General features: G+C 35.9%; 26 protein-coding genes, 2 pseudogenes and 1 riboswitch. Of the genes and pseudogenes, 10 read left to right on the top strand and 18 right to left on the bottom strand.

The features are described from left to right. Positions 1 to 18: 18 nt before the first annotated feature. From ACVWM0_RS04985 to ACVWM0_RS04970, 4 genes are all read right to left on the bottom strand, one after another. Positions 19 to 1197, bottom strand: a complete 1179-nt coding sequence (locus ACVWM0_RS04985; RefSeq protein ID WP_476473521.1) for an NAD(P)-dependent malic enzyme — start codon at positions 1195 to 1197, stop codon at positions 19 to 21. 15 nt (positions 1198 to 1212) lie between these two features. Next, positions 1213 to 2580, bottom strand: coding sequence for an aspartate ammonia-lyase (locus ACVWM0_RS04980; protein WP_476473520.1), 1368 nt, complete (start codon positions 2578 to 2580; stop codon positions 1213 to 1215). 20 nt (positions 2581 to 2600) lie between these two features. Further along, entirely contained in the window at positions 2601 to 3566 is a 966-nt protein-coding gene (locus ACVWM0_RS04975) for an asparaginase (protein ID WP_476473519.1), read from the bottom strand. A gap of 143 nt (positions 3567 to 3709) precedes the next feature. Then, the gene (locus tag ACVWM0_RS04970; protein WP_476473518.1) at positions 3710 to 6040 is read right to left on the bottom strand and encodes a helix-turn-helix domain-containing protein; all 2331 of its coding nucleotides are present in this window, start codon (positions 6038 to 6040) and stop codon (positions 3710 to 3712) included. A 73-nt stretch (positions 6041 to 6113) separates the two neighbouring features. After that, positions 6114 to 6218: riboswitch (TPP riboswitch) on the top strand. 56 nt (positions 6219 to 6274) lie between these two features. Here ACVWM0_RS04970 and ACVWM0_RS04965 point away from each other — a divergent pair. From ACVWM0_RS04965 to ACVWM0_RS04950, 4 genes are read left to right on the top strand one after another with little or no spacing between them, the layout of a single operon-like run. Beyond that, positions 6275 to 7033 (top strand): ABC transporter permease, encoded by a 759-nt coding sequence (locus tag ACVWM0_RS04965; RefSeq protein WP_476473517.1) that lies wholly within the window; start codon positions 6275 to 6277, stop codon positions 7031 to 7033. Beyond that, on the top strand, positions 7020 to 8027 hold the full coding sequence (locus ACVWM0_RS04960) for an ABC transporter substrate-binding protein (protein WP_476473516.1): 1008 nt from the start codon (positions 7020 to 7022) through the stop codon (positions 8025 to 8027). The genes ACVWM0_RS04965 and ACVWM0_RS04960 overlap by 14 nt, the downstream gene beginning before the upstream one ends. 1 nt (position 8028) lies before the next feature. After that, positions 8029 to 8760, top strand: a complete 732-nt coding sequence (locus ACVWM0_RS04955; RefSeq protein ID WP_476473515.1) for an ABC transporter ATP-binding protein — start codon at positions 8029 to 8031, stop codon at positions 8758 to 8760. 3 nt (positions 8761 to 8763) lie between these two features. After that, a complete protein-coding gene (locus ACVWM0_RS04950; protein WP_476473514.1) occupies positions 8764 to 9492 on the top strand; it encodes a TatD family hydrolase in 729 nt (242 codons plus the stop codon). A gap of 20 nt (positions 9493 to 9512) precedes the next feature. On the opposite strand, the gene ACVWM0_RS04945 is transcribed toward ACVWM0_RS04950, so the two are convergent. Then, the gene (locus tag ACVWM0_RS04945; RefSeq protein WP_476473513.1) at positions 9513 to 10670 is read right to left on the bottom strand and encodes an MFS transporter; all 1158 of its coding nucleotides are present in this window, start codon (positions 10668 to 10670) and stop codon (positions 9513 to 9515) included. 225 nt (positions 10671 to 10895) lie between these two features. Here ACVWM0_RS04945 and ACVWM0_RS04940 point away from each other — a divergent pair, with 225 nt between their 5' ends. From ACVWM0_RS04940 to ACVWM0_RS04930, 3 genes are all read left to right on the top strand, one after another. Beyond that, positions 10896 to 12098 (top strand): FtsW/RodA/SpoVE family cell cycle protein, encoded by a 1203-nt coding sequence (locus ACVWM0_RS04940; protein WP_476473512.1) that lies wholly within the window; start codon positions 10896 to 10898, stop codon positions 12096 to 12098. Positions 12099 to 12162: 64 nt separating this feature from the next. After that, on the top strand, positions 12163 to 12780 hold the full coding sequence (locus ACVWM0_RS04935) for a hypothetical protein (RefSeq protein WP_476473511.1): 618 nt from the start codon (positions 12163 to 12165) through the stop codon (positions 12778 to 12780). A gap of 94 nt (positions 12781 to 12874) precedes the next feature. Further along, a complete protein-coding gene (locus tag ACVWM0_RS04930) occupies positions 12875 to 13738 on the top strand; it encodes a VOC family protein (protein WP_476473510.1) in 864 nt (287 codons plus the stop codon). Between the two features lie 50 nt (positions 13739 to 13788). Here ACVWM0_RS04930 and nagE read toward each other — a convergent pair whose 3' ends face one another. Together nagE and ACVWM0_RS04920 are read right to left on the bottom strand one after the other, a co-directional pair. Continuing rightward, complete coding sequence (gene nagE / locus ACVWM0_RS04925; protein ID WP_476473509.1) at positions 13789 to 15729, bottom strand: N-acetylglucosamine-specific PTS transporter subunit IIBC; 1941 nt, start codon at positions 15727 to 15729, stop codon at positions 13789 to 13791. Next, entirely contained in the window at positions 15726 to 16586 is an 861-nt protein-coding gene (locus ACVWM0_RS04920) for a PRD domain-containing protein (protein WP_476473508.1), read from the bottom strand. Before ACVWM0_RS04920 ends, nagE begins: the two co-directional genes overlap by 4 nt. Positions 16587 to 16846: 260 nt before the next feature. Between ACVWM0_RS04920 and ACVWM0_RS04915 the strand changes: the two genes are divergently transcribed. Beyond that, a complete protein-coding gene (locus ACVWM0_RS04915; protein WP_476473507.1) occupies positions 16847 to 17200 on the top strand; it encodes a YxeA family protein in 354 nt (117 codons plus the stop codon). 14 nt (positions 17201 to 17214) lie between these two features. Here ACVWM0_RS04915 and ACVWM0_RS04910 read toward each other — a convergent pair whose 3' ends face one another. Further along, positions 17215 to 17424 carry a hypothetical protein gene (locus ACVWM0_RS04910; RefSeq protein WP_476473506.1) on the bottom strand — a complete coding sequence of 70 codons (210 nt, stop codon included), beginning with the start codon at positions 17422 to 17424 and terminating at the stop codon, positions 17215 to 17217. A gap of 129 nt (positions 17425 to 17553) precedes the next feature. Between ACVWM0_RS04910 and ACVWM0_RS04905 the strand changes: the two genes are divergently transcribed. Continuing rightward, a complete protein-coding gene (locus tag ACVWM0_RS04905; RefSeq protein WP_476473505.1) occupies positions 17554 to 18003 on the top strand; it encodes a hypothetical protein in 450 nt (149 codons plus the stop codon). A 53-nt stretch (positions 18004 to 18056) separates the two neighbouring features. Here the strand turns inward: ACVWM0_RS04905 and ACVWM0_RS04900 are convergent, their stop codons facing one another. The 9 genes and pseudogenes from ACVWM0_RS04900 to ACVWM0_RS04860 all read right to left on the bottom strand — a co-directional run. Next, positions 18057 to 19592: a metal ABC transporter solute-binding protein, Zn/Mn family gene (locus tag ACVWM0_RS04900; protein ID WP_476473504.1), complete on the bottom strand. Its 1536-nt coding sequence runs from the start codon at positions 19590 to 19592 to the stop codon at positions 18057 to 18059. A gap of 19 nt (positions 19593 to 19611) precedes the next feature. Further along, positions 19612 to 19734, bottom strand: a complete 123-nt coding sequence (locus ACVWM0_RS04895) for a putative metal homeostasis protein (protein ID WP_476473503.1) — start codon at positions 19732 to 19734, stop codon at positions 19612 to 19614. Positions 19735 to 19753: 19 nt separating this feature from the next. Then, a complete protein-coding gene (gene rpsN / locus ACVWM0_RS04890; RefSeq protein WP_476473502.1) occupies positions 19754 to 20023 on the bottom strand; it encodes a 30S ribosomal protein S14 in 270 nt (89 codons plus the stop codon). 693 nt (positions 20024 to 20716) lie between these two features. Continuing rightward, on the bottom strand, positions 20717 to 21379 hold the full coding sequence (locus tag ACVWM0_RS04885; RefSeq protein WP_476473501.1) for a peptidoglycan amidohydrolase family protein: 663 nt from the start codon (positions 21377 to 21379) through the stop codon (positions 20717 to 20719). Further along, positions 21327 to 21467 carry a hypothetical protein gene (locus ACVWM0_RS04880; protein ID WP_476473500.1) on the bottom strand — a complete coding sequence of 47 codons (141 nt, stop codon included), beginning with the start codon at positions 21465 to 21467 and terminating at the stop codon, positions 21327 to 21329. The genes ACVWM0_RS04885 and ACVWM0_RS04880 overlap by 53 nt, the downstream gene beginning before the upstream one ends. A gap of 16 nt (positions 21468 to 21483) precedes the next feature. Continuing rightward, positions 21484 to 21702: pseudogene (locus tag ACVWM0_RS04875) on the bottom strand (hypothetical protein); the annotation flags it as partial. Between the two features lie 28 nt (positions 21703 to 21730). Then, positions 21731 to 21865: a hypothetical protein gene (locus tag ACVWM0_RS04870; RefSeq protein ID WP_476473499.1), complete on the bottom strand. Its 135-nt coding sequence runs from the start codon at positions 21863 to 21865 to the stop codon at positions 21731 to 21733. A 144-nt stretch (positions 21866 to 22009) separates the two neighbouring features. Beyond that, positions 22010 to 22153: a hypothetical protein gene (locus tag ACVWM0_RS04865; protein WP_476473498.1), complete on the bottom strand. Its 144-nt coding sequence runs from the start codon at positions 22151 to 22153 to the stop codon at positions 22010 to 22012. A gap of 320 nt (positions 22154 to 22473) precedes the next feature. Beyond that, positions 22474 to 24045: pseudogene (locus tag ACVWM0_RS04860) on the bottom strand (AAA family ATPase); the annotation flags it as partial. Positions 24046 to 24100: 55 nt separating this feature from the next. Here ACVWM0_RS04860 and ACVWM0_RS04855 point away from each other — a divergent pair. Next, positions 24101 to 25792: an ATP-dependent nuclease gene (locus ACVWM0_RS04855; protein WP_476473497.1), complete on the top strand. Its 1692-nt coding sequence runs from the start codon at positions 24101 to 24103 to the stop codon at positions 25790 to 25792. Here the strand turns inward: ACVWM0_RS04855 and ACVWM0_RS04850 are convergent. Further along, positions 25782 to 25940, bottom strand: coding sequence for a hypothetical protein (locus ACVWM0_RS04850; RefSeq protein WP_476473496.1), 159 nt, complete (start codon positions 25938 to 25940; stop codon positions 25782 to 25784). The genes ACVWM0_RS04855 and ACVWM0_RS04850 overlap by 11 nt on opposite strands.

Genomic DNA, 25940 nt, shown 5'->3' with positions numbered 1-25940 from the left:
TGTCCGTACACACTCCTTTTATTCTCTCTTAGCAACACCCGTTCTAATCCCCGCCTCAGCAACCGCAGTCGCCACACAGTCAACCACACGTCTATCAAAAGCATTAGGTATCACATAATCAGGACGCAGCTCACTTGCTTCAACCAGAGAAGCAATCCCATAAGCCGCTGCCACTTTCATCTCTTCGTTAATTTCTGTTGCCCTAACGTCCAGAGCCCCTCTAAAAATACCAGGAAATGCTAAAACATTATTTATCTGGTTTGGAAAATCAGAACGCCCTGTGCCCATAACAGCAACCCCTGCCTCTATGGCTTCCTCATACATTATTTCAGGGACAGGATTAGCTAAAGCAAAAACAATAGGATCTGGGGTCATGGTTTTGATCATGTCTGTGGTCAACGCCCCAGCTACGGACACACCTACAAACACATCAGCTCCAATAAGTGCCTCACTTAAACCACCTGTTATTTGTTCAGGATTCGTTGTCTCGATAAGGGCCTGTTTGTAAGCTGTCACAGAATTCAAGCGTTCCTTGGATAAAATCCCTTGACTATCACACGCAATAACATTAGTCACACCTAAGGCTTGTAAAAGTTTAATAATGGCTGTCCCAGCTGCTCCTGGACCATTTAATACAACTTTAATTTCAGACATCCTTTTATCGACTAATTTTAAACTATTAATTAAAGCCGCTGCCACAACGATGGCTGTCCCATGTTGGTCATCGTGAAACACAGGAATACCTAGACGTTTTTTTAATGCTGTTTCAATCTCAAAACAACGAGGCGCCGAAATATCTTCTAAATTAATCCCACCAAAACTAGGCCCTAAAGCTGTGATAATATCAATTAATTTATCTGGGTTTGTTTCATCTAAGACTAAAGGAATCGAATCAATGTTTGCAAATTCTTTGAACAAAATAGCCTTACCTTCCATTACTGGCATCGCAGCTAAAGGACCAATATCTCCTAATCCTAACACGGCTGTCCCATCAGAAATCACAGCCACTAAATTCCCCCGAGACGTATACTTATAACTGTCTTCTGGATTTTCTGCAATTTTTTTACATGGTTCTGCCACGCCTGGAGTATAAGCCAAAGCTAATTCGTCATTCGTTGTCACACGTAACTTACTTGTTATCTCTATTTTCCCTTTATGTTCTTCGTGTACTTTTAATGCCTCTTCTACTTTATTCACCTGTCAGACCTCTTTCTAAACTTGGATTTTTTTCAGTAAGTCAATGTTTGCTTCCACATCAATCCCTTGAGCCATAGCCACTTCTCTGATCGTTTTACCAGTTCGTAAACTCTCATCTGCTAAATCAGCAGCACGTGTGTAGCCAATAGTCTCAGACAAAACGGTAGCAAGATAGGTACTGCGTTCCAGATTATCAAAGCAGCGAGCCTCGTTGGCTTCAATTCCTACCACACAGTGATCTGTAAACGTGCTAATACCATTAGTCAAGACTTGAAAGGATTCTATTAATTTGTAAAACACTACGGGTTCAAAAGCATTTAATTCCAATTGTCCCGCTTCAGCAGCTGTACCAATAATGGTATTGTTGCCCATAACAATAAAGGCACACTGACTGACTACCTCAGGGATCACTGGATTAATTTTTCCAGGCATAATGGAAGACCCATTTTGTCTGGCTGGGATGGATATTTCCCCAATCCCTGAATTAGGTCCAGAAGACAGTAGTCTAATGTCATTCGCAATTTTAGATAAACTAATTCCAATAGCCTTCAATGTATCTGATAACACAACATATTGTTCGATATGTTGGGTCCCATCTACTAAATCATCCGCAGTCGTCAGGTGTTCCTTAGTAATCGCATTAAGATAAGGAATCACCGTTTCTGCTAACTCAGGATGCGCTGTAATACCTGTTCCGATAGCTGTCCCACCTAAGTTAACCGCTTCCATTTCTTGTTTCACATGTTCGAGACGTTTCATCCCACGCTTAGTTACAGAATGATACGCGTGGAATTCTTCTCCCAAGCTGATGGGTACCGCATCGCTCAATTGAGTACGTCCCAGTTTCATTACATGTTTAAAGTCTTGTGCTTTTTGTTCCAGCACATCACTCAATCGTTGCAGTTCATTCATTAATAAGGGTATTTTTTTCAACATGGTTAATTTACCCGCTGTTGGGTAAACATCATTCGTCGATTGCCCTTTATTCACGTCATCGTTAGGATGAATGACGGAGAAATCGCCCTTTTGTCCACCTAATAATTCAATGGCACGGTTTGTAATAATCTCATTAATATTCATATTACTACTTGTGCCAGCACCTCCTTGAACGGGATCCACAATCATTTGATCATGAAAACGTCCGGCAATCACATCATCACACGCTTGGATAATCACTTTCGCTTTTGTTTCTGGTAATAACCCCAGCGTGTGGTTTGCCAACGCCACAGATTTTTTTACTTGAGCCAAACTGACAATAAAATCTGTGTCCATTCTTTGATGCGTAATAGGAAAATTAATTTGGGCTCTCATTGAATGAACCCCATAATAACTTTCCATCGGCACCTGCAATTCTCCAATACTATCTCTTTCTATCCTAAACATGACGGTTATCTCCTTTAAATTTATTCTGTCATAAATTGACGAAATTCATCGTGGGATAATTGCGCATTGAGACCAACTAACATATGGATTCGAGCTTTTGGTCCTGTCAGACCACTTACAAACATGACTCCCATTTTTTTCAATGGAATACCGCCACCCTCGTAATCGTATATGTCTTGGGCAATGCCGTTTGAACAGCGTGAGACTAAGGCAATAGGAATCTGTTTGTCTATTATTTTTTGGATGAAAGGCAAGACGCCTGGTGGTAAATTACCAGCACCTAAAGCTTCAATAACCAATCCATCAATATCTGCCTCTAACAGACTTTCAAAAATAAACCCATCCATTCCTGCATAAGCTTTGACTAAAGGAATTCTTCCTTCAACCGTTGAGATGTCATAGGTATAAGCTTCCACAACCTCTTTAACAAACATAATCTGATTTTTCGAAATGATACCAATCGGTCCAAAGGTTGGTGTTCTAAAGGTATCTACGCTGGTTGTGTGGGTTTTAGTCACAAACCGAGCCGCATGAATCTCATCGTTCATCACTACCAGTACCCCTTGGTTCTTTGATTTATCATCTGCGGCTGTAACAATGGCCTTCATGTAATTGTATAAGCCATCTGAGCCTATTTCATTACTTGATCTCATGGCACCCGTTAAGACAACCGCTATTTTTTTATCAAAACTAATGTCTAAGAAATAAGCTGTTTCTTCTAATGTATCTGTCCCATGTGTGATAACCACACCATCGAAAGCCTCTTCTTGCGCTTTGACGATTCTCTCCTTTAATTTCAGCATCTCTGTCACCGTGATATGTGGGGAAGGTAGATTAAAAATTTCTTCTACCTGCACTTTTATATCTTTAGGAAGTAAACTCATGGTCTCAGCTAAGGGATGACTCTGAGATAACCCCACAGAACCTCCCTCTTCTTGCACCATTGATATCGTTCCTCCGGTATGTAATACTAAAACTTTTTTCATACTGCACCTCACTCAAACGTTTCCACATTTTTATTTTAATTCTTTGACAGACTCTTGTCGTGTTCATATCTAACCTTATCAGGGGTTATTTTTTTTCATTTTATCATGATACAAAAGAAAGTAATAATAAGACGGTCTTTTTCTTACTTTCTTAATTTTTCTTCCAATGATTCGACTCTATTCATAATCAAAAGATAACAAGCATTCATTTCTAAGGTAATTTGTTCCTCAATGGTCCCATCATCTACGACGATCTCTTTCATATTAAAATCAGGAACCACTGATTGCAATAAATATTCCTGAACATCTGTATCCATCTCTGTAAATCCGCCCGCTTTTAACCACTGATGATAAATGCCACCATGTTGACTATCTAACAAAAACTCCTTAACTAAATAGCGCCCCTTTGGCAAGTCAACAAACTGAAACACTTCTTCTTTTTGGCTGGTTTTCCATAAATTTTCGTAGGCTGTATCTGTTGGGTTTAAAAAATAATAGTTATAATACAACAAATAGTAAGAATTAAATTTTTTGGTCACAAGATACCGTTCCGATTGATAAATAATGTCTTCTCCAATTCGGTCCAACAGAGTTAAGACAAAATATAAAGGGCGTTTCAATGGGCCATGAAGGAATACAGATAAATTGGAATCTTTGCTCTTTTTAGTAACCGTCGCTTCACTTTCAAGGTTCAACCAAAAACCAACACCGTCCACTCTATGTGATAATTCCACCATTGCCTTAAGAACAATCCCAGACCTAAAAAAAGTACCACTAAGAATATGATTGTCACTAGCTAATATGTTCCACTCTGTCACAAATAGCTTAGGTGGATTATCATTGTATGCTCCTTTTGATAATGCCAATAACGCATCCAATTCTTCTAAAAAAAGAACATGGCTCCCTTGTGACCTGTCACTTTTAAGGGCATAATCACGGTAACTAATCGAGAGAATATCTGGTACCCGTTGCGCGATTATTAAAGGAGCGATGACTTCTTTAAACACAGAAAGCTCACGGTGGTTAATATTAAGAGACACATGACCCGTGGTGAAATTCTCATGTAAAAAATCATAGGTCATATCGTATAATTTTCGAAGGACACTGCTAGATACATCATGTTCTGCTACATTAATTTCTATGTACCACCCAAGCCTAAAGCTTGCCTCAAAATGAACGTATCCCTGAATAATCTGACGAATATAACAGAGCTGCTCTTGCCATGCTTCAAGGGTTGTTTGCTCCGTTACCGTTAAGACAATCATCGGCTGCAGTCTCATCTCATTGATAAAGGAGAATAATCGGTAATTGTTAACGTGTTTATCTGTGATGACATAATGCTGATGGTCAACTTCTTCACACAAGCCAAAAAAACGAATGTAATCAAAAGGAATTTTTTCTTGTAGAATACGTATTTGTTGACGGACATCTTCTGATAACCCATTTTCAGCTAGCCCAATGTTTATCACTCTTTGTGGCTTATTGAAAGAACCTGACTGCTCCTGTTCCACCGAAATCGTATGTTTCTTCGAAGTGACTGCTCCCGTTTGTTTGATATTTTGAGACAACATATACTGAGCGATGAATTGAACCGCTTCTTCTTGAGGGATAATATGATAACTTTCCTCTTCTACCAATGGTTCTTGTTTCCCTCTTATTTTAGCACTTTCTTTTTTCCGGTAATCATTAGGAGTGACATGGTATTTTTTCTTAAACACTTCTGTCAGACGCTTAGCACTAGGAAAGCCATTATTTAGTGCGATTGTGATTACTGGTAAACTTGTTTGTCTTAAATCCGCTGTCGCATGTTGTAACCTAACTTGGTCCACAAAACGTGAAAACGTAATACCTGTTTCTTCCTTAAAAAGACGAGACAGATAGGCCTCTGAAACATAATCATTTTTAGCGAAATCAGTTAAGGATAAGCGATTGGCGTAATGTTTTTCAATATGAGCTATCATGGATTGAATCTTAGGATGACCGCTATCTATATCTAGGTTGTAAGCTTTAGTATGATTCACTACCAAAGCTGTTTTATTCATGTATTGTAAAAAACTTAGTAAATAACTCGTGCTAATAAAGGGCTGTACCGCTTCTTTTACCTCGAAAGCATCTAAGATAAAACGAAAAAATTTTTCTTTGAAAATCACTCGTTCTTCTTCTGCCATATAAACAAGTTTTACATCGTTAAAAAAGGGACGCCAATCATCAGCAATGATTTTTTCTATCTCAGAAAAATAAAAACGGACGTGAAGCAAATGATTGTGCTGATTATTATTCTTAATCATTAACGAATCAGAATGATTCATTAAATAAAAATTATCCTCATTAAGATAATCTAGTGTGCCTTCTTTATCTAATTCAAACGAGCCATGGAGAGAATAAATTAGTGAAAAAGAATGACGATTGTTGTTAATTCTCTTGTTATTCTTTATGGTTATCAGCTCTATATCGTACAGATGTTTCTTTGTCATAACTGCTTCCTCCTCACTAAATGTTAAAATAAATTGACCCCCATTTTTTTTAATGTTACACTTCACCTATAAATGAATAGATCAGGGGAGGCTACGTGTTAGCCTGAGAGTAAGTAATAACTTTGACCCTTAGAACCTGTCGGTTAATACCGTCGTAGGGAGACTTTGTGTATACCACAACCATTCGACGAGGGCTCCCCTGGTCTTTTTTTATTGTTAAGGAGTTGACTCTATGTGAAAAAACGTTGGATCTATCCAACCAGTAGTTTAATTATTTTTGTTGGCATATGGGAATTACTTGGCAGACTATTAAAAGTCCCTGCTTACATCTTACCTGTCCCAACACAGATTTTTCAATCATTAATCACCGAATTTAATGTCTTATTAACCCACAGTCTTGTGACACTCACTGAAGCATTGATTGGCTTGATACTTGCGGCCATACTTGCTCTTGTTATCGGGATTGCGATGGATGCGTTTCAACCTGTTAAGTGGACCATCTACCCCCACTTAGTTATTTCTCAAACGATTCCTATTTTAGTGTTAGGACCTATTTTTTCTATTTGGTTTGGTTTCGGTATGACCCCAAAAATTTTAATGGTCGTCCTGATGTGCTTCTTTCCTATTTCAGTTGCTTTTACTGATGGCCTAAAAAATGTGAATCAAAAGAAGATTACCTTACTAAAAACATACGGGGCATCAACAAAACAAATCTATCAACGGGTTAAAATACCTGAAGCCTTCCCTGCCTTTCTATCTGGCTTAAAAATATCTGCTACTTACTGTATTGGTGGTGCTATTGTTGGAGAATGGCTCAGCGCATCAGCGGGGCTTGGGTACTATATGATTCGTGCCAAAAACGGGTATCTACTAGACAACGTGTTTGCGTCAATTATTATGATTATGACATTAAGCTTGCTTCTAAATGCAAGCGTTTCACTTATTCATTATATACTAATTAAGAAAAGGATGATTCCAAATGAAAAAAATTAAATGGTTGGTTATCAGTAGTATGGCTTTATTAACATTGGGGGCTTGTGCCACAAACAATGAAAAGAAAGAAACCACAGACAAAGATTTGAAAGAAGTCACCCTTATTCTTGATTATTTACCTAATACGAACCACACAGGTATCTATGTAGCGAAAGAAAAAGGCTACTATAAAGAAAAAGGCATTGATTTAACGATTATTGAACCAGGACAAGATAGTACCAGCCTGGCTCTTTTAGGAGCTAATAAAGGAGAATTTGCTTTAAGTTACCAAGAAGACTTGACCTACTCTGCAGCGTCTAAAGACCCAATTCCTGTTAAAGCCATTGCCACGGTGTTAGAACACAACACATCAGGCTTCGCGAGTTTAAAAGAAGCTAACATTACGACTCCTAAAGATTTCGAAGGAAAGACGTATGCTGGCTGGCAATCTGCAAGTGAGGAAGCCACATTGAAAGCTGTTATGCTCAATGATAAAGCCGATGTTTCAAAGTTAAAAATGGTTGGTAACCCTGCTGTGGGTGCTTCTGATTTAGGTAAAAACATTGACATTAAATGGTTTTATGAAGGATGGGATTACACTAAAGCTTTGATGGATGGTTATGAATTGAATTTTATGCCATTAACATCCCTTGATAGTCGATTAGATTACTATACACCGATTATCTTAACAACAGATCAATTAATCGACACAGACCCCGAGCTCATCCAAGACTTTGTGGATGCAACAAAAAAAGGCTATGAATTTGCAATAGCTGAACCTGACAAAGGGGCCGATATTTTATTCAAATCAGCACCAGACCATGACCTAGAGTTTTTAAAGAAATCCCAAGAATTCGTGTCTAAACATTATGCAACAACACCAAGTAAATGGGGCGTTATGACAGACGACGTTTGGAATAGCTACACGGAATTTATGTTTGATAATGAATTAATCAGCGAAAAAATTCCTGCTAGCACGCTTTATACTAATCAATTTATTACAAAGGATGAGTAATGTGATTCACTTAGATCAACTGGCACTAACTTACGAAGATCGTCTCATTTTTCATGAACTGACAACAACAATTAAAGAAAAAGAATTTGTTTCCATACTGGGCCCAAGCGGTTGTGGTAAATCTAGCTTACTCAACATTTTATCCGGAACCCTCACCCCAAGTGGTGGCCGCTTTTCGGTGGATGGAGAGATAGTGACAGGATTAAACAATCACTTTTCCTATATGCCTCAAGAAGATTTGCTTTTTGATTGGAAAACCGTTTATGAGAATATCACCCTTTATCAAACGTTGCATCACCTTCCCATTGATACCAAAGTAATCGATGAGTATCTCGCTATTTTCGGCTTAACTGAGGTGAAATACGCTCTTCCTACTACTCTGTCAGGCGGGATGAGACAACGTGTTGCTTTTTTAAGAACGGTTTTAGTTGATCGAGACATCTTATTACTAGATGAACCTTTTGGGGCCCTAGATATCTTTACAAGACAACAACTACAAGATTGGTTAAAAACTATTAGCCATCAGTTAAATAAGACCATTATTTTAGTCACTCACGATATTGATGAAGCCTTATATCTTTCTGATAGAATCTTGATTATGGGCCATCAACCAAGTACTTTTGTCTCAGAATTATCCTTTGATGGGACGCAACAGACAAGAGAGTGGCTTGCGGATCAGGGTCCTTTAAGGTATTCTATCTACCAACATTTGGCCAAAGTTGAGGAGGACTGACCAATGACTTTACCCTTAATTGATGCTCATTGTCATCTATCCAAGAATAAAGAACTTTTAACCTTGTTACTGAATCATCATATTCCTGCCATGATTAATTGCCAGACACCAAAAGAGTGGGAAGAAAATCAAGCTCTCATCAAAAATGTCCCTTTCCTAAGGCTAAGCTTTGGGATTCATCCTTGGGATACAGACAAATTATCCTTTGAAGAGTGTCTAAATACCTTAGATGAGGCCTCATTCATCGGAGAAATTGGTTTAGATAATTTATGGACCAAGGTTCCTTTAGAAACACAAATGGTGACGTTTAAAAAACAATTAGAGTACGCCTCTCAGACTAAAAAACCTGTCATTCTCCATACTAAAAAGAGAGAAAAAGAAGTGTTAGATACTATCCAACACTATCCTAACCAATATCTTGTTCATTGGTACGGTACACTTGATTACCTCGATGACTACATTGCTCTTGGTTGTTACTTCACCATTGGACCTAGCCTCAAAAATGAGCCTTACTTGGTAGAATTAATGACCCGTGTCCCTTTTGAACGCTTATTAATGGAATCTGACGGTCTAGAAGCCCTGAAATGGGTGCATGCTTCTCCTTCTGTTGACTACATCACAGAACAAGAAAACATGTTACACATTATGGGAAACGTCTTCCACCAATCACCTGAAGACATCGGTTATCAATTACAAGCTAATTTTAATCAGTGGTTACAAGGAAGTAGATAGAGACAAAAAAGAAGAATGCCTTAGGCACTCTTCTTTTTCTTTTGATTAAAATAGGTCATTAAAGCGACTAGCATTAAAGCGAAAATACCACTTAAGATAACAAAAGGTAATCTAAGGCTATCTACACCTGTTACTAGTTCTAAACCTCTAAGTATCACAGGAGATAAGAAGACTCCAATATTACACCCAACAAATATAAACGAGGTCACCATGTAGGGATTAGAGTTAACTGATACGGTATCTATGTGATTAAAGATATAAGGTAACACCCAAGCTACAGGGATACTTGATATTAATAATCCCACAACGAGTAAGACAAAAGAATGACTAGATAAACCAATCAATAAACACGACATAACATTTACTATAACAGCTAAATATAGAATGCGATGGCTAAGTGTTCTTTGTAACCATTCAAAACAAAAACCCGCAGCGATGCCTAAAATTGGCATGATAGCTAAATATTGGCTCGTATTATAACCAGCCCCTTTTAGATCAATGGCTAATGTCGGGTATCTCACAGCGATGGCGATACTCACCATCACGTTCATTGCTGCCACTACAATCGTCCCAATGATCAACGGGGTTAATCTTGTCTTAACACTTGACTCATGGGTCACTTTTTCAACTTGAGGGACATTAAAGTAAAAGAACGCGCCAATAATTAGAGCAAAGAAGTAAATAGCATAAGCATATTCCCACCCGAACAGTAATAAATAACCGGCTAGAAAAGTTAAAGCCATCTGCCCTACCGCTTCAAATGAATTCCTAAATCCTAGTAATTTAGCTCGCATTTTACCTTGATACAAGGCATTAATATAACCCACCGACAATGAATTATATAAACCAAACCCCATACCTAAAATTAAACGACCGATTAAAATACTCGTAAATGTTTGTGGTAACCATAAGGGGGTGGTTCCTCCAATTGTTACAAATAAGAGGCCTAATAATACGGTTTGTTTCATCCCGATTTTTGTAGAAATACTATCTGATAATAACACAAAAATAAATACCGCTAAACTTGGTACTGTTCCTATTAACTCACTTTGAGTCTGAGTTAAATCCAGTTGTTCTTTAATTAAAGGCAATGTCCCACTAATTGACATTCCCGTGGTTAAAAGAAAAGACACCCCTAATACGGCTAATGGAGTCACTTTATTTTTCTGCACTGACATCCTATCACTACTCTCTTTTTCGTTTTCTCTCTCCACTTTACCTGTTTCTCCTTCAAAAGTTAAGTTTTTTCTATATTATTTTGTCTCTTCTTCCCAATTATAAGAAAAAGATGAATTATTTTTATAAAAACTACTTTTTTCCTAGATTTACGGTGTGAAATTGCGTATGATTAACAGTGATTGCTAGAACAACTAGCTATGAGTCAAAGGGGATATGATTTTAATATGAAAAACAAATTTAAGTACATTGATTTCAAAATACTTATACCCTACTTGGTCATGAATTTTATAGGAATTATAATGATTTTCAGTGCCAGTTCCTATAAACTAGTCCAATCGGGTAAAAGTTCCATGGCATTTGCTACGAAACAATCACTGTTTCTAGTGATATCGTTAATACTGATTACCATTATTTATCGAACCAAACTAAGTATCTATCAAACGGACATTTTCCAAAAAATAATGATCGCTATTTCATTTGCTATGTTAGGCGTTACCATGATTATGGGATTCGCTGCGGGAGGGGCTCAGAGATGGATTAATCTTGGTTTTATTAGTCTACAACCTTCTGAGTTTGTTATGATTACTACCATTATCTATACATCCTATATTTTAGCTAAGCGGCAAGAGAGTATTCAAGAAGACTTTAAGTCCTCTATCAAAGCCTCCCTTATTGTTATTGGCAGTCTGATTTTATTCGTTTTTATCCAACCAAACGTTGGTGGTGCAACCATACTTACTCTGATTTTTTTAGTGTTAGTTGCCTCAAGCGGAATTGCCTACCTTTACTTGGTTTATGGTTTTACCTTTACTGCTGTCTTTGCTTTTGTGATGACGCAACTGGTGATGTTCAAAGACGGAATGCTACTTCCTGGCAAATACCATTACATCTACAAACGATTCTCAGTCATGAAGAATCCTTTTGAAGATCAACTAACCAACGGCTTCCAGCTTATTAACTCTTATTATGCCATCTATAATGGGGGTTGGTTCGGTCGAGGCTTGGGTCAAAGTATTCAGAAAAAAGGCTTTTTACCTGTCGCAGAAACGGATTTTATCTTTTCAATCGTGATGGAAGAACTTGGCTTAATTAAATCTTTATTTATTTTAGCCTTACTGTTCTTCTTGATCTTACGTATTTTTGCCGTTGGTATTCAAGCAAAATCAGCGTTCAATTCACTTGTTTGTATCGGTGTTGGGTCAGCAATTCTTATCCAAGTCTTTGTCAACTTAGGTGGAATTTTAGGGGTTATTCCTATGACTGGTGTTCCCTTTCCGTTTATGAGCTATGGTGGATCCAACTTATTGACCTTGTCAATCCTTGTTGGTTTAGTGTTAAATATTAGTGCCAATGAAAAAAAATGGCAAGAAGAAGCATTAAATCTACCTGAACCCTATGAGACTACAAGTAAACAACTATTGCTATGATTCAATGAATCATAGCTTTTTTTCATTATAATAGGGTATAATAAAACAGAAGGAGATGATAATCATGCTATCAAATAATAAAAATCCCTTAAAAATATTCGTATTAATCGCTGTTTTAAGCCTAGGCGTGTTATATTTGCTAAATTATTTTAATATTAACCTGAAACAGATAAGACTCGCTTCAAAAAATCAAATTCGTTATGAACACGTAGAACCTCAACAAACAAATCTACTTCTGAAAGATTATAATAAAGTGCTCTTTCATACCACAAGTCATACTGTGACTGTTAAGTATCATTACTATGTTAAGGGTATTCTAGAAACTGAGGAAACCTTGGTATCATTAGGATTTACTGACAGCACTAACTTTGAAGGTGAGCTATCTTGGGCAGAACTCTTTAACGATGAGGCACAAGAAATTAGACTAAAACTTGATGCCAATGGTGCTAACTCAACAGCAAGCTTCAAATTATCAGACATTATCCAACAAGATTCGGAACAGTTATCAATGGGGTCAATGACCAATAAAACATTAAATGAATCGATTAAATCAACACAAACGGTTATCTTACAACAATGGGCTTATGACCCATCACAAGTAACTCTCACAGAGGATAAGGCCAATCAAGACACCCTCAAACAAAATGAACAAGTCGTACAACTCTCTATCTCTTTTACCTAAGACCTTTTATTAGGTCTTTTTTTGATGCATATCATTTTGACTTACTTTAAATAAGTTATATACTTATACTAACAAAAAGTAAGAGGTGGTTAATATGAGACAACAATTACAACAACAACACAGTTTAGACTTAGGTCTAGTGATATTAAACGTTAACAATTTAAAAGAATTGCATCATTTTTATGAGGACATCATTGGTTTATCAACTTTAGAAGAAAAGTCAGGAACTGTCACACTTGGCATTAAAGAGACGAATTTACCTTTGGTTCAATTACATCAGCTCCATCCTTCAGCGCCTAAGAAACAACAAACTGGCTTATACCATTTGGCTTTTTTACTTCCGTCACGGGTGGCATTAGGAGGGATTTTAAGGCATTTAATCATGACAAAATCACCTCTAATTGGCGCTGCTGACCATGGTTACAGTGAAGCTATCTATTTAGAAGACCCTGAAGGAAATGGCATTGAAATTTATACTGATAAAGAGACCAGCCATTGGGATGTGCGTGACAATGGTGATATAAAAGGAATTTCCATTGAAATGGATGCTAGAAGTATGCTTGAGGAAGCACCTCTACCACTAGCAAAAATGCCTGCAGGAACGATGATGGGACATATTCACTTAAGTGTCTCTGACTTATCTGCTAATGATAGCTTTTATCAGGATATTTTAGGATTACAACTAACAGATAACCTAGGTGGAAGTGCTAGATTTTATGCGAAAGATGGCTATCACCATCACATTGCTGCTAATATTTGGCAAGGGAGAGGCCTAGCTAAACGAGAAACTGATGATTTAGGTATTCATAGTTATGAAATGATATGGACAGAAGAAGGCTCTTTTAATAAGATTCAGGAACAGTTGTTAATGAATAAGTTCCCAGTGAAGCCTCTTACTGACACACAGTTTACAACCATCGATCCTAATGGGATTACGATTCATATGATACTAAAATAAAAAGAGTTAGCACTTGAAAGTGCTAACTCTTTTTTATGACCTCATTACTTTTATTTGATACTCACTTGACCAATTAAATCATTTTCTCTCACGGTTTCTTGCGAGTTCATTGTAACCTCAGCTATATCATCTGTATTAGTAAAGACGACTATAACATCTGTTCCTTTACCAGCTTTTGCAATACTATCAAAATCAACCATTGCCAATAAGCTTCCTTTTTCAACCGCTTGCCCTTCTTCTACTTTAACATCAAAAGGGTCACCTTTCAGTTCTACCGTATCTAATCCAACATGAACTAAAACTTCGATACCGTTGTTTGTTTTTATCCCGTACGCATGTTTTGTCGGGAAAACACTCGTCACAACACCTGATACTGGAGAATAAATATTACGAGCAGTAGGCTTAATCGCAAAGCCATCACCCATCATTTTAGTTGAAAAGACATCATCTGCTACTGAAGATAAAGGAACCAATTGCCCTGTAGTCACAGCATACAGATTAGTACTCTTTTCTTCTTTTGATCCAACCCCTAATCCACCTGCTTGGTGAATCCGGCTCAGAGCATCTGCCACAAATTGTACCTCTGTTCCAACAATGACTTGTAGATTCTTAGCATCGATAATTTTAACGCCAGGTACCCCTGTCGCTTTAATCGCCTCTGTGTCCACTCTTCCTGTGTCCTCTAGTTCTAACCTTAATCGAGTCGTACAGTTGTCAATGGACTTAATGTTGTTATTACCACCTAATCCATCAAATATTTGACTAGCTAGGACTACAAATCGTTCATTACCAACAGCTGAAGCTAGTTCTCTATTATCTTCAATAATTACTTTTTCACGTCCTGGTGTCATTAAGTTAAATTTCTTAATAACGAACATAAACGTAAAGTAATAAATCACTGCCATAACCAACCCTTGAACCAGTAACATGTAAGGTTTGTTAGCAATTGGTACACGTAAACTTAGAATAAAATCGATGAACCCAGCACTAAAGTTAAAGCCTGCTGTCCATTGGAACGTTGCAGCAACAAATAGAGATAAACCTGTCAGTACAGCATGAACAACATATAATGGCCATGCTACGAACATGAATGAAAACTCTAAGGGCTCTGTTACCCCTGTAAAGAAAGAAGCAAAAGCAGCTGCCATCATTAATGATGCCGTCGTTTTTTTATTTTCTTCACGAGCACATTGATACATCGCAAAGGCACCTGCTGGTAGACCAAACATCATTACTGGGAAGAACCCTGCTTGATACATACCTGTCACACCTTTAACGCCTTCACTACTCCAGAATTTACCGATATCATCAATTCCTGCAATATTAAACCAGAACACATTGTTTAAAGCATGATGCAATCCAGTTGGAATTAATAAACGGTTGAAGAATCCATACAACCCTGCTCCAACAGGCCCTAAGCTTGAAATTCCTTCACCAAAGGTTACCAGACCGCCATAAACAGGTGGCCAAATGAAGATAAGCAATGCTGATACAACCAACATCACTAAAGATGTCACAATTGGCACGGAGCGTTTCCCACTAAAGAAAGACAAGGCCATTGGTAAGGTTGTTTCATTAAAACGGTTATACATCGCACTAGCAATTAACCCTGCTAAAATACCAATAAAGACGTTTTTGTTATTAATCGCTTGAAAGGCAATGTTAACGTCCTCTAGTTCAATTCCTTTAAACATGGCAATCGTCCCAGGTGCAAGTAACTGCATTGGAACTAAGAAGGCTATCAGTCCTGCCAGAGCTGATGATCCGTCTCTATCTTTAGCCATACCAAACGATAAACCTACCGCAAAGATAATTCCTAAGTTATCTAAGATCGTTGCCCCTGCTTTAATTAAGAAGGCTGCTAGTAAGTTGTTACCTCCCCAACCACTCGGGTCAATCCAATAACCAATTCCCATAAACAACGCAGCAACAGGTAATGTCGCAACGGGCAACATCAGCGAACGTCCCATTTTTTGCATGTACGCTTTCATTCTATTTCTCCTCTTTTCATATTAGTTGTGGCTAGTCGCAATCGTTCAATATGGATTGCTAAATAGCCCAATTCCTCTCCAGTAATTGAAATTTGATAGTGTTTCATCAATAGAACCCTAATTTTACGTGCCACATCATAGCTTTCTGGGTATTTTATTTTGACTAATGCCAAAATATCTTGATCCAATACAGCATATTGATTTTGATTGAAACGTTGGAGTAAGAGTCGTAAGTGATTTGCTAATCTTGAATAATTCAAAGACATCTCTTCTGAGTGAATATCCGTCTGAAGTTCTTTTTCAATAAGTAATATAATATCAGAGACAATGGATACTTCACGGATGCTTCGATTATTATTAACTTCACCGGCTCGGGCACTGTGTATATGAATCGCAATATAACCTGCTTCATCGTAAGTGTAAGGGATACCAAGTTCTTTTGTTAAGAAACTTACGGACCACTGAGCAACAGCAAATTCTTCACTATACAACGCTTCAATTTCTTTCAATAATTTGTTTCGGATAAAAATACCATTGGACAAATTTTCCGCGGAAAAAGACAAATGATCCGACAAAGAAATCAACAAATGACTGTTCAACTTTTCCATCAACACGGTTTCGGCATAATCGATAATTTTTTCAGCAGCGAAAAAGAAGCGTTCGTCGATTTGAGCCATTAGACTTTGTAATTTCCGTTGGCCTTCTGCTTCCATAGCAAACAATCGTTCTATGTCACGATGATACACTAAATCATTTTTTTTCTTACCAAAGCCAATTCCTTTACCAACTGCTATTTTTTCTTCTTCTTCGTCAAGAACAAGTACAGCATTTTGGTTTAACACTTTTTTTATTTTCATAATAGTCCCTTCTGCAGAAGTGTTTCCTGTGACACAATCACTAAAAAAAGCACAGAAAATCCTAACGATCCTCAGAAGTCTAAAGACGCTAAAATTTTCCATGCCTAGTACGATCTAGTCACATGAAACAGTATTATTGATTCTAATATAGACAATATTTCATTTTTTGTCAACCTTAAGACCTAGACCTTTTTAAAACTACGGACCCTATTATTATAAAACAGACTATTTTATAATAATAATGAAAGGAGCGATAAAAGATGAAAAAAATGAGTTTAATAGGGATTTTACTAGTTGTTTTTCTAGGAATTGGCTTTTATCTCTACCAAGATAATTATGGAACAACACCTTACTATACCAAAATTAATCAACAAGGCGAAAGAGTCAATAGTGGTGACATCGAAGGAGAACCTACTTATCGTTACGACTATCACTTAAATAGCGTGAATAAAAAACAAGAACAAAAGAATATTAATTTTTATTCCTTTGAAGATCGTCCTTTGAGAGAAAATGCCTATTTAAAGGTACACGTTAACAAGAAAAAAGGGGTAATGGGCTGGGAAGAAATACAAAAAAGTGAGTTAACTGAAGATATTCTAGCCGTTTTAGATTAAATAAACACACCATTTTAAATCAAAATGGTGTGTTCTTTTTTTAATAAATCTTTGAAATAATGGCATTCACCTATTAGTTCTAAACTAGGAGTATTGCCTTCTATCACCGTATCTAGAGATTCCATATAAGCTTGATTGAATCTTTCCATATCGAACACTAGTAAGTTTTCTTTCAACTCTTTCCTTAAAGTCGTGAGATAATTAGGAATTTCTTCTGCTGTCATTATTATCGCCTCCTTACTTTAGTAAGCTACGCTTTTTTACTTATTTTTGGTTACCCTATTAAAAATAAGTCTCTAGTAGGAGGTATCCGCCTTTAATATCCGTTATATTTAAAGAAAGGAGTGAAAGATATGTTACATCATATTTACAAAAGTATGCTTGCTTTTATTTTAGGAACAGCGGCTTATGCTGTCATACAAGGAATTTATGACATGATAATGACACCTAATCATGGGATTATTTCTCATTTAATGGGGTTTGCATCGTCTGTTATTTGGCACTTATTAGGCTATTTTTTCCCTGTCATTATTACCTTTTTTATTTCAACACTGATTTTATCTTTGATACGACGTCACCATAACTGGCCTGTCATTATTGTGTTTGTATCTCACACTTTAGTAACCGTCATCGCACTGATGTTTCCCATTGTCTACGGTTATATTTACAATTATAAATACGAGTCTGGCCTATTAAATGCTATTTCAGAATGGGGATTTAGCCCCTTCTCTATTATTGCCAGCGCCTTACTTGTTGGCCTATTTTCAGCTATTATTGAGTCCAAATTTAATCAATTAGACTAACGCAAAGCCACAGGTCTTTCTTATAAAGAAGACCCTGTGGCTTATTTTTTTGCCTAATGAGCGATCATTTCTTGCGCGACGTCATGTTGACTCAATTCTTCTGGGTAATACGTTGGCCAATGGGTGACTTCTTTAAACAATGCTTCTTGGCTTTCTCCACCAAAATAGATATGGAAATGCTCTGCTTTCTTTGGAGCGATGCCATGGTCACTAAATTGCACATATTTGAATCGTCCAGCTTCCTCATCATCCGTCTCAAAAATAAATCGAACGCCTCTATTCCCTTTCTTGTATGTAAGAATTTCATGTCCTTTATAGGTGTAAGTGTAAGAATGATGTTCACCATTGACAATAAAATCCATTGTATCCCCTGATATTACTACCTTATCAACGTCTGTTTGATAACCTTTGGTATAGTAATCCTTATATTCCTCAGCAGTCATGTCTTTAGTCATTTTTGCTTTATACTCAAACACTTGATCTAACGCACCTTTTTGCAATAACGGATAGACAGATTGCCAGTTACCTTCATAATCATCCAGTGAGCGATCCTTTACCTCATTATCCTCAAAATACCCATTTGAGACAGTCTTATGTAATGTTTCTGTTGCCTTGTTTTCTTTTTTCCTACTTTCTCTTTGTGTTGTTTTTTCTAAGGATACTAAATTATCCTCCATAACAGATACATAGTTTTCCCCGTTTTCTATCTTTTCCTGTGATAAACTTTCTAAAGGGTTCAATACCGCTAATGCTACTTTCGTTTCATCTGCTAATGTTTTAGCAATCTTAGCATTCACATTCTCTTCAAAGTAAATGTGGCTTATGTCATGTTCCTCAATAAAATCTTTTAATTCTGCCAACTTAGCTGCAGTTGGTTCTTTCTCTGGGGATAGTCCAGCAATTGGTTCTTGTACTAAGTTGTATTCTAATGCTAGATAGCCAAATGCTGCGTGTTGTGTTACAAAAGTCCTTTCTTTGGCCTGACCTAAACGATCCTTGTAGCGCTTATCTAATTGTTTCAATTCTGTTAAATAGGCTTGTGCATTAGAATTGAATGCCTGTTTTTTTTCAGGATACTCTTGAATCAATTGATCCCTAATTGATTCTACCTCTTTGATTGCAAGGGATGGAGCCAACCAAGTGTGGGGATCTAATTCGTGATGATGTTCCTCCTTCTCATGATCGTGATCATGGTCATGGTCATGGCTATCATCACCTGGGAGGAGTATCATATTCTTAGTCCCTTGTATCACATTAGGACTTCCTTCTTTCCAACTTTTCTGTGCTTTTGGCACCCACATTTCCATATTTTCATCGTGATAAACAAAAACATCCGCATCTTGGATATGAGCCATGTCCTTCGCGGAAGGTTCATAATCATGAGGTTCCGATCCAGCCGGAACTAACAGAGAGACATTTCCTTCTTGTCCTACAATCTGTTTAGTGAATTCATAGACAGGATAAAAGGTTGTTACAATGTCTAAGTCTCCTTTCTTTTGATGACTCTTTTCTTCTATGCCTTTACTGCATCCTATAAATAAACCAGTAGCTAACATGCTTGCTATTATTACTTTGATTTTCCGTGTCATTTTAATGGACTCCTTCTAATTATCTATTTTTTAACTTATTTTCCTGTTTCTTTTTTTTAATTAAAGCGAGAGCTCTTTTTCGAGTCTTAATGTTTGGACTCAATAACCGGCGTCTAGCACTTGATATATCTTGTTTTTCCATTGTTATCCTCCAATCATTTTTACCAACTTGCTTTTTTTACACCAGGGATTAGACCTTGGTGAGCAAGCTCTCTAAAGGTCACTCTAGACAATCCGAATTTACCCATGTAACCTCTTGGACGTCCATCTGTTTCATCTCTCTTTCTATATCTAATAGGGTTTGAATTCTTAGGTAGCTTAGCTAACGCAGCATAATCTTTCCTTTTTTTAAGTTCCTCTCTTGTTTCTCTATATTGCTCAATTAAAACTTCTTGTTTTTTTGCTTTAGCTATTTTGGCTTTTGTCGCCATATCCAACATCCTTCCATTTTCTAAATCGTAATTGTTACGCTTTATGTTTTAGCATAGTTAATTTACCATTCAAAAAAAGGCTTGTCAATAAAAAATAACATGAAATTTTATTCATATTTGTTTAATCTAATCTTATTTCACTAAAAAAATAGCCTATTAAGAACTTTTTTTGTTCTTAATAGGCTATCATTATATACATCTGACTCTCTATTTAATTACTTGACGTAATAAGCATCAATTGAATAACAGAACATAAAAAAAGAACCCTTGGAATCCAAGGGTCCTTTATTCATTAATAACGAATTATTAACAACGGATTTCTTTAATTCTAGCTGCTTTACCATGCAATGCACTTACCAATTTTGTTATTTTTATCATTCTTCACAACGTAACCAAACGCCTTTAAATCAACGTTAAAACACTATTTTATATTTCTTTTATTATTCAACTTTTGTTATATTAATTGAGCTTTTTTGCGTACCAAACCACAAAAAACACTTTTTATAAAGTTCGGATAAAGAATAAAATAACACATTTCAATTTACTTAGTCTTAGTAAGCTATTCAACTAAATCAAATCTTATATCATTATTCTATGATACCAATAAAACTTGTCCCTAACAATATAATAAAAGAACAGACACCTACATAAACAAAAAAGCCTATCTCAATTTAACGAGATAGGCTTTCATATTTAATAACAAGGTCCCCAAGATCCAGTTTTAGTTTTTCCATTTGATTTACCTATGGCTACGAAACCATACTTACCGTTAGCTATTGGTTGTCTTACCCAAACATAGCCACCCGTATGAGTAAACTGATCATACTTAACTTCTTGACCAGGCTTAATCCACCCTAGTACATTTCCATCTATCGCCTTATCTAAGATAGCAATGTTAGCATTACCTGCATTTGATTTAAAGGTTCCCTTCTCAGCGTACCAACCAACTTTATCCGGTTTAGCTGTTGCTGGTACGTCAATCGGTTTGCTTGTATCGATATTATCATTACGGTAAGCGTACCATCCCATATAATAAGGACAGGTAGTTGCTTCATTATCAATATAAACACCATTCATTTGTGGATTTTTGTAAGTACAGTGAATGATTTGAGTATTATTGATAAACTCGACCACATGACCTGCCACACCATCTGACGCTCCTTTTTTACCAAAAATGACAATATCACCACGCTTAGCTAACCAATTTTTGTTATCTGCAATTAGTTTATATCCATTTTGAACTAACCAAGCATGCATTGAATCAGTGTTGTATAGCCACGCCGGTCTACTAGCTCCAGTTTTCTCAATAGAACGAACAAATAGTACCTGAACAATCACCAGTACCGTCAGAAGCATCACGAGATCCTGTCATTGAGTATCTAATACCTCGTTGTCTTAAACCATCCATAAACCCTATTGATGTTTCAATGTTAATTCTCGTCATTTTATCACTCCTAATTTTATTTATTATCTTGATATCCTTGATTAAATCCACTAACTGCTGCTTCAATTAAACTGTCTAACTCTGAATCTGAAATGATAATCTCTTGAGTTTCTAACAGTTTTCTAGCACGTCTTCTCGCTTCAAACTTTGCTAATATACCTTTTTCTGTAAAGTATTGTGTCGCTTTAGCTGATACAACACCTATTGCGGCAGTGATAAGAATTGTTGTTAAATTTAATAATGCTTCTTGTAATCCGTCCGTATTATTTCCCTCCTAGAATATTAGTAAAAAAATAGCCGATACTAGTAAGTCCGAGACTGATAATAAATCCCCATGACCACTTATTATTGACTTCGATTTCTTTAATAGCTTCATCATTTTTTGTCTGTTGCTTCATTAATACCTTTCGTATTTTCTTCAATTCTTGTCAGACGTTGAAGGATCTCACGAGTTAATAATTCATCACTCATAATCATAGCTACCACCTTTTCTTATTTTTGGATAAAATAAAAAGAGACTAGAATTCTAATCTCTAAGCTATTTATTCTTTTTCTTTTACCTCAGCAACCTCTTTTTCTTCTTTTACTTTTCTAGCTTTATTTTTTTCAATCTGCTCTCTTTGAAGTCTATCACTCTCTTCTCTTTGTCTAACTATCGCTTGCTGTTGACTACTATTGTTATTCATATTCCAGTTTCCCCACATAAGATCATCTCCATTATTATATTAATTAAACTATTTTACACTAAAGTGACGTAGTAAAGCAAAAAATATTCATGTTTTTAAAGTTTTATTTATATCACCGCTTTGTAGATAAAATAAATAGACGTTAATCTAGTTATTTATGTATTATTTAAACAATCTACAATTTGATTTGCTAAAGATTTGTAACCATTATCATTCGAGTGAACACCATCAAAAAATTCTTCATAAGCGTTTATACCTTTATTTATTGCGTTGAGTGAAATTGATTGTTCTTTATCAAATTTTTTAATTGCTGCTTGAACACCTAAATAATTGTTTGAATGATGGTGACAATAGATAACAGCACAATTTAATTCCGTTGCTATCTTATCGAACTGATTTGTAAAATTGGCCATCTCATGCGCGCTATTTTCATCACCAGTTAATACTTTATATATTGGGTCAATTATTACGGCTATGTAATTTTGTTTTTGTGCTCTACGGATTAACTTAGGTGCTAGTTTGTCCATTGGACTCGTCTTCCCTCTTAAGTTCCATATATCAATATTAGAAACATGGTCATGCCCTTGATTTAATTTATTGTAAATTTCAATAAATCTCATTTTGGCAGACTTTTCATCAAGCTCTAAATTGACATATAATACTTTTCCCTTTTGACATGATAGTCCGAACCATTCACGACCTTCAGCAATCGCTATGGCCAATTGAATTAATGAAAAAGATTTACCGGCTTTACTTGGACCAGCGATTAACATTTTATGCCCCTGTCTTAATACCCCTTTTATTAATTCAGGTGCTAATTCAATTTTTTGTTGGAATAAATCTTCCAAGTTTTCTGGATCAGGAAGATTATCGTTCATATCCTCAATGTACTCTTCCGATTCTTCCCAAGAATGTTTACCGATATGCGTATCAATTAAGAATTGTTTCTTCCCATTACGTTCAAATCCAGGTAAACGAGTTAATCGAGATGGGTTCTTATTCTGCTTATCTACTTTAAGACCGTTCTTTTCTACTATCTTATAAAGATAATCTACTCTCTCCTGGTACTGAAGATAATTTACCGCATCCACTTTCACAATTGCATGAATGCTCTTACTCCCACTGTAAGATAATGCGACAACTGGTAATTCTAATTCCCTAATAATTTCATTCTGTTGCTCAATACTCATGTTGTCTGATTCGACTAATGCGTATTTAAAATCTACAACGTTGGTATTTTTAACACCTTCCCCATCTAACGGATTAAATCGAATCCATGCCCCACTGTTAATATTCGGGTCTCCCATTACCGCCCCAATATCTCCGTTACAATTTCTTAAACCTTGAATGATGTCTCCTGCTGTTTTCGTATAAACGCCTGAACTCTTAGGAATCCATTTTTCAATATCACCATTTGTATGAAGATAACCATCGTTTACATATCCAATGATGTCTCCTGGATAAAATACTGCTTCTAAATAATCAATGACTTGTTGAGATGGATTCCAAAACTTCGGCTCTGCAATTTCTTGGCCAAGAATCCAATCTGTATTAACTAACTTGTACCCTTTATCAACGTCTGTTGGTATGAAGCTATCATTCCAATCAAGGAATGTCGTATCATCTGACCAACTACTTTTCCAACCGCTGTCTTTAGCAAGTTGCGTGATAGTCGCTCCTGTGACTGGTGCCCCATTTCCCTGGAACGAATCCCATTTTTTAAAGCACTCTCCATCATGATATCTTGAGTCGTTACGGCTCCACTCATCCCAAACAGATGCGTCGTAACCTTCTTGTTTTAATGCCATTCCGACATTCACCCAATCTTGATATCCCAGGGTGCTAGGATCTACATATTCCAGTAGTTCAGTTAAATCAAATTTATTATCCAGTGGTATCACCTACTTTCTTTGGTATAATTAAAATAAAAATAAAAGGAGTTATTTTATGATAAATAAAATTAATTTAAAATTTGGCAGAACTGAACACGATAAATTAGAAATCGACATTAAAAATGTAAATGTTCTAGTTGGAGCCAATAATTCAGGGAAATCATTATTTTTAAGAGAACTATATTATTTTCTTTCTGGTAAAGAAAACAACAATAAAATTATAGATTTTATTCAGTTTAATAAAATAGATGAATTAGCTGCTAAAAAATTAATAAATCAAAATATATTTTTTGAGCCCTACAACGGTTCTTATCAATTTAATTCTAAAAATTCGTATTCAACTAACGTGAATGAACCTTTTGAGAAAGATTACACATATGAATCCATTCTTAGTGATTTGACTACAGGAGATTTAACTTCAGGAGCCGACAGCTTAAGATACGTTCTATCCCATCAAACTAAACTTTTAAATGGAGTTACACGTCTAAGTTCTTTTGAAGATGAAGAAATCTCATTAAGCACTTTAAAAAATGGTTATTCCGAAAAAGATCAATCAATTATCACTTGGTACATAAATAATCTAGATAAATTTTATTTACTAAAAAAATATATTTATGATGCATTCAAAAAATACTTAATAATTTATCCATCTGGGCAGTTTGCTCGATTTGCACTATCTGACACTGATATCGACCCTAGCTTAGAACTTTCGCTAAAACCAGATGCACAAGATTTTTTTAGAACCTGTATGGGAACAAACGAAATTAGTGATGGTATAAAAGCTTATATTGGAACTATTTCTGAGATTTTATCTAATAACAGTGAAATACTTCTTATTGACGAACCAGAAGCTTTCTTACATCCTCCTCTATCTAAAAAACTTGGTTCTGTCATCTGTGAGATTTCTCAAACCTTAAATAAAAAAATTTTTATCACAACCCACAGTGCTGATTTTTTAATGGGATGTATGGAAAAAAATATTGATATGAATTTAATTAGACTCACATATCAAAATGGTATTTCTACAGCAACACCCATAGATGGGAATGTTTTGAAAAACCTCACTTTAAACCCACTTCTCCGATCTACAAATGTATTAAATGGTATTTTCTATAAAAACGTTGTCGTAACTGAATCAGATTCAGATAGAGCTTTTTACCAAGAAATAAATTATAGATTAAAAGAATACAAGCCAGAATGGGCAATTGATGACTGCCTATTTATTAATGCTCAAAATAAACAAACTGTAGGATGGATTACAAAACTATTAAGAGATATAGGAATACCTACAATTTCAATTATTGATTTTGATATGATAAAAGATAACGGGAAAATGTTTACAGATTATCTTTCATCAGTTGGTATACCTTCAGTCATGCACGAATCATTAGCTAGTAAGAAAAGACAAGTTAAATCACAATACGAAGAAAAACCCGAATTAAAAACTAAAGGGATACATTATCTTCAATCTAGTCCTGATTATTTTGAACTTGCAAATAGTTTCATTAATGACTTAACACAATATGGATTATTTGTAGTTCCATGTGGCGAACTTGAATCTTGGTTACCTGAAATAGAGGCACATGGTCACGGTAATTACTGGCTCACTACAAAATTTGAAAATATGGGTATGAATCCCAACTTAGAAGGTTACATTAAACCATCTGATGATAATGTTTGGAAGTTTGTTTATGATATGAAAAAATGGTTTGAACATCCAGAAAAACTTGGTATGATTACTCGATAAATTTTATTTTTTCTATACGATATAGATATTGTTCTTGATTTAATTGCTTGTCTATATACTCTTCTGCAAATTTTTTAGATTTATATGCAACTATATTTATACAATTCCAACCTGATATTGATTGTTTCACAACTAAAAATATTTCCAT

Source organism: Vagococcus sp. 211, assembly GCF_056322705.1.
The sequence above is the reverse complement of the archived record's forward strand: the minus strand, read 5'-3'. Positions and strand labels throughout refer to the sequence as shown.

Coding starts and splice junctions, on each gene's coding strand:
- ACVWM0_RS04930 (WP_476473510.1), top strand. CDS start 12,875: ATGAGACAACAATTACAACAACAACACAGTTTAGACTTAGGTCTAGTG.
- ACVWM0_RS04850 (WP_476473496.1), bottom strand. CDS start 25,940: ATGGAAATATTTTTAGTTGTGAAACAATCAATATCAGGTTGGAATTGT.
- ACVWM0_RS04920 (WP_476473508.1), bottom strand. CDS start 16,586: ATGAAAATAAAAAAAGTGTTAAACCAAAATGCTGTACTTGTTCTTGAC.
- ACVWM0_RS04950 (WP_476473514.1), top strand. CDS start 8,764: ATGACTTTACCCTTAATTGATGCTCATTGTCATCTATCCAAGAATAAA.
- nagE (WP_476473509.1), bottom strand. CDS start 15,729: ATGAAAGCGTACATGCAAAAAATGGGACGTTCGCTGATGTTGCCCGTT.
- ACVWM0_RS04960 (WP_476473516.1), top strand. CDS start 7,020: ATGAAAAAAATTAAATGGTTGGTTATCAGTAGTATGGCTTTATTAACA.
- ACVWM0_RS04885 (WP_476473501.1), bottom strand. CDS start 21,379: ATGCTTCTGACGGTACTGGTGATTGTTCAGGTACTATTTGTTCGTTCT.
- ACVWM0_RS04900 (WP_476473504.1), bottom strand. CDS start 19,592: ATGACACGGAAAATCAAAGTAATAATAGCAAGCATGTTAGCTACTGGT.
- ACVWM0_RS04935 (WP_476473511.1), top strand. CDS start 12,163: ATGCTATCAAATAATAAAAATCCCTTAAAAATATTCGTATTAATCGCT.
- ACVWM0_RS04895 (WP_476473503.1), bottom strand. CDS start 19,734: ATGGAAAAACAAGATATATCAAGTGCTAGACGCCGGTTATTGAGTCCA.
- ACVWM0_RS04945 (WP_476473513.1), bottom strand. CDS start 10,670: ATGTCAGTGCAGAAAAATAAAGTGACTCCATTAGCCGTATTAGGGGTG.
- ACVWM0_RS04880 (WP_476473500.1), bottom strand. CDS start 21,467: ATGACGAGAATTAACATTGAAACATCAATAGGGTTTATGGATGGTTTA.
- ACVWM0_RS04865 (WP_476473498.1), bottom strand. CDS start 22,153: ATGAATAACAATAGTAGTCAACAGCAAGCGATAGTTAGACAAAGAGAA.
- ACVWM0_RS04980 (WP_476473520.1), bottom strand. CDS start 2,580: ATGTTTAGGATAGAAAGAGATAGTATTGGAGAATTGCAGGTGCCGATG.
- ACVWM0_RS04975 (WP_476473519.1), bottom strand. CDS start 3,566: ATGAAAAAAGTTTTAGTATTACATACCGGAGGAACGATATCAATGGTG.
- ACVWM0_RS04870 (WP_476473499.1), bottom strand. CDS start 21,865: ATGAAGCAACAGACAAAAAATGATGAAGCTATTAAAGAAATCGAAGTC.
- rpsN (WP_476473502.1), bottom strand. CDS start 20,023: ATGGCGACAAAAGCCAAAATAGCTAAAGCAAAAAAACAAGAAGTTTTA.
- ACVWM0_RS04855 (WP_476473497.1), top strand. CDS start 24,101: ATGATAAATAAAATTAATTTAAAATTTGGCAGAACTGAACACGATAAA.
- ACVWM0_RS04915 (WP_476473507.1), top strand. CDS start 16,847: ATGAAAAAAATGAGTTTAATAGGGATTTTACTAGTTGTTTTTCTAGGA.
- ACVWM0_RS04970 (WP_476473518.1), bottom strand. CDS start 6,040: ATGACAAAGAAACATCTGTACGATATAGAGCTGATAACCATAAAGAAT.
- ACVWM0_RS04905 (WP_476473505.1), top strand. CDS start 17,554: ATGTTACATCATATTTACAAAAGTATGCTTGCTTTTATTTTAGGAACA.
- ACVWM0_RS04940 (WP_476473512.1), top strand. CDS start 10,896: ATGAAAAACAAATTTAAGTACATTGATTTCAAAATACTTATACCCTAC.
- ACVWM0_RS04910 (WP_476473506.1), bottom strand. CDS start 17,424: ATGACAGCAGAAGAAATTCCTAATTATCTCACGACTTTAAGGAAAGAG.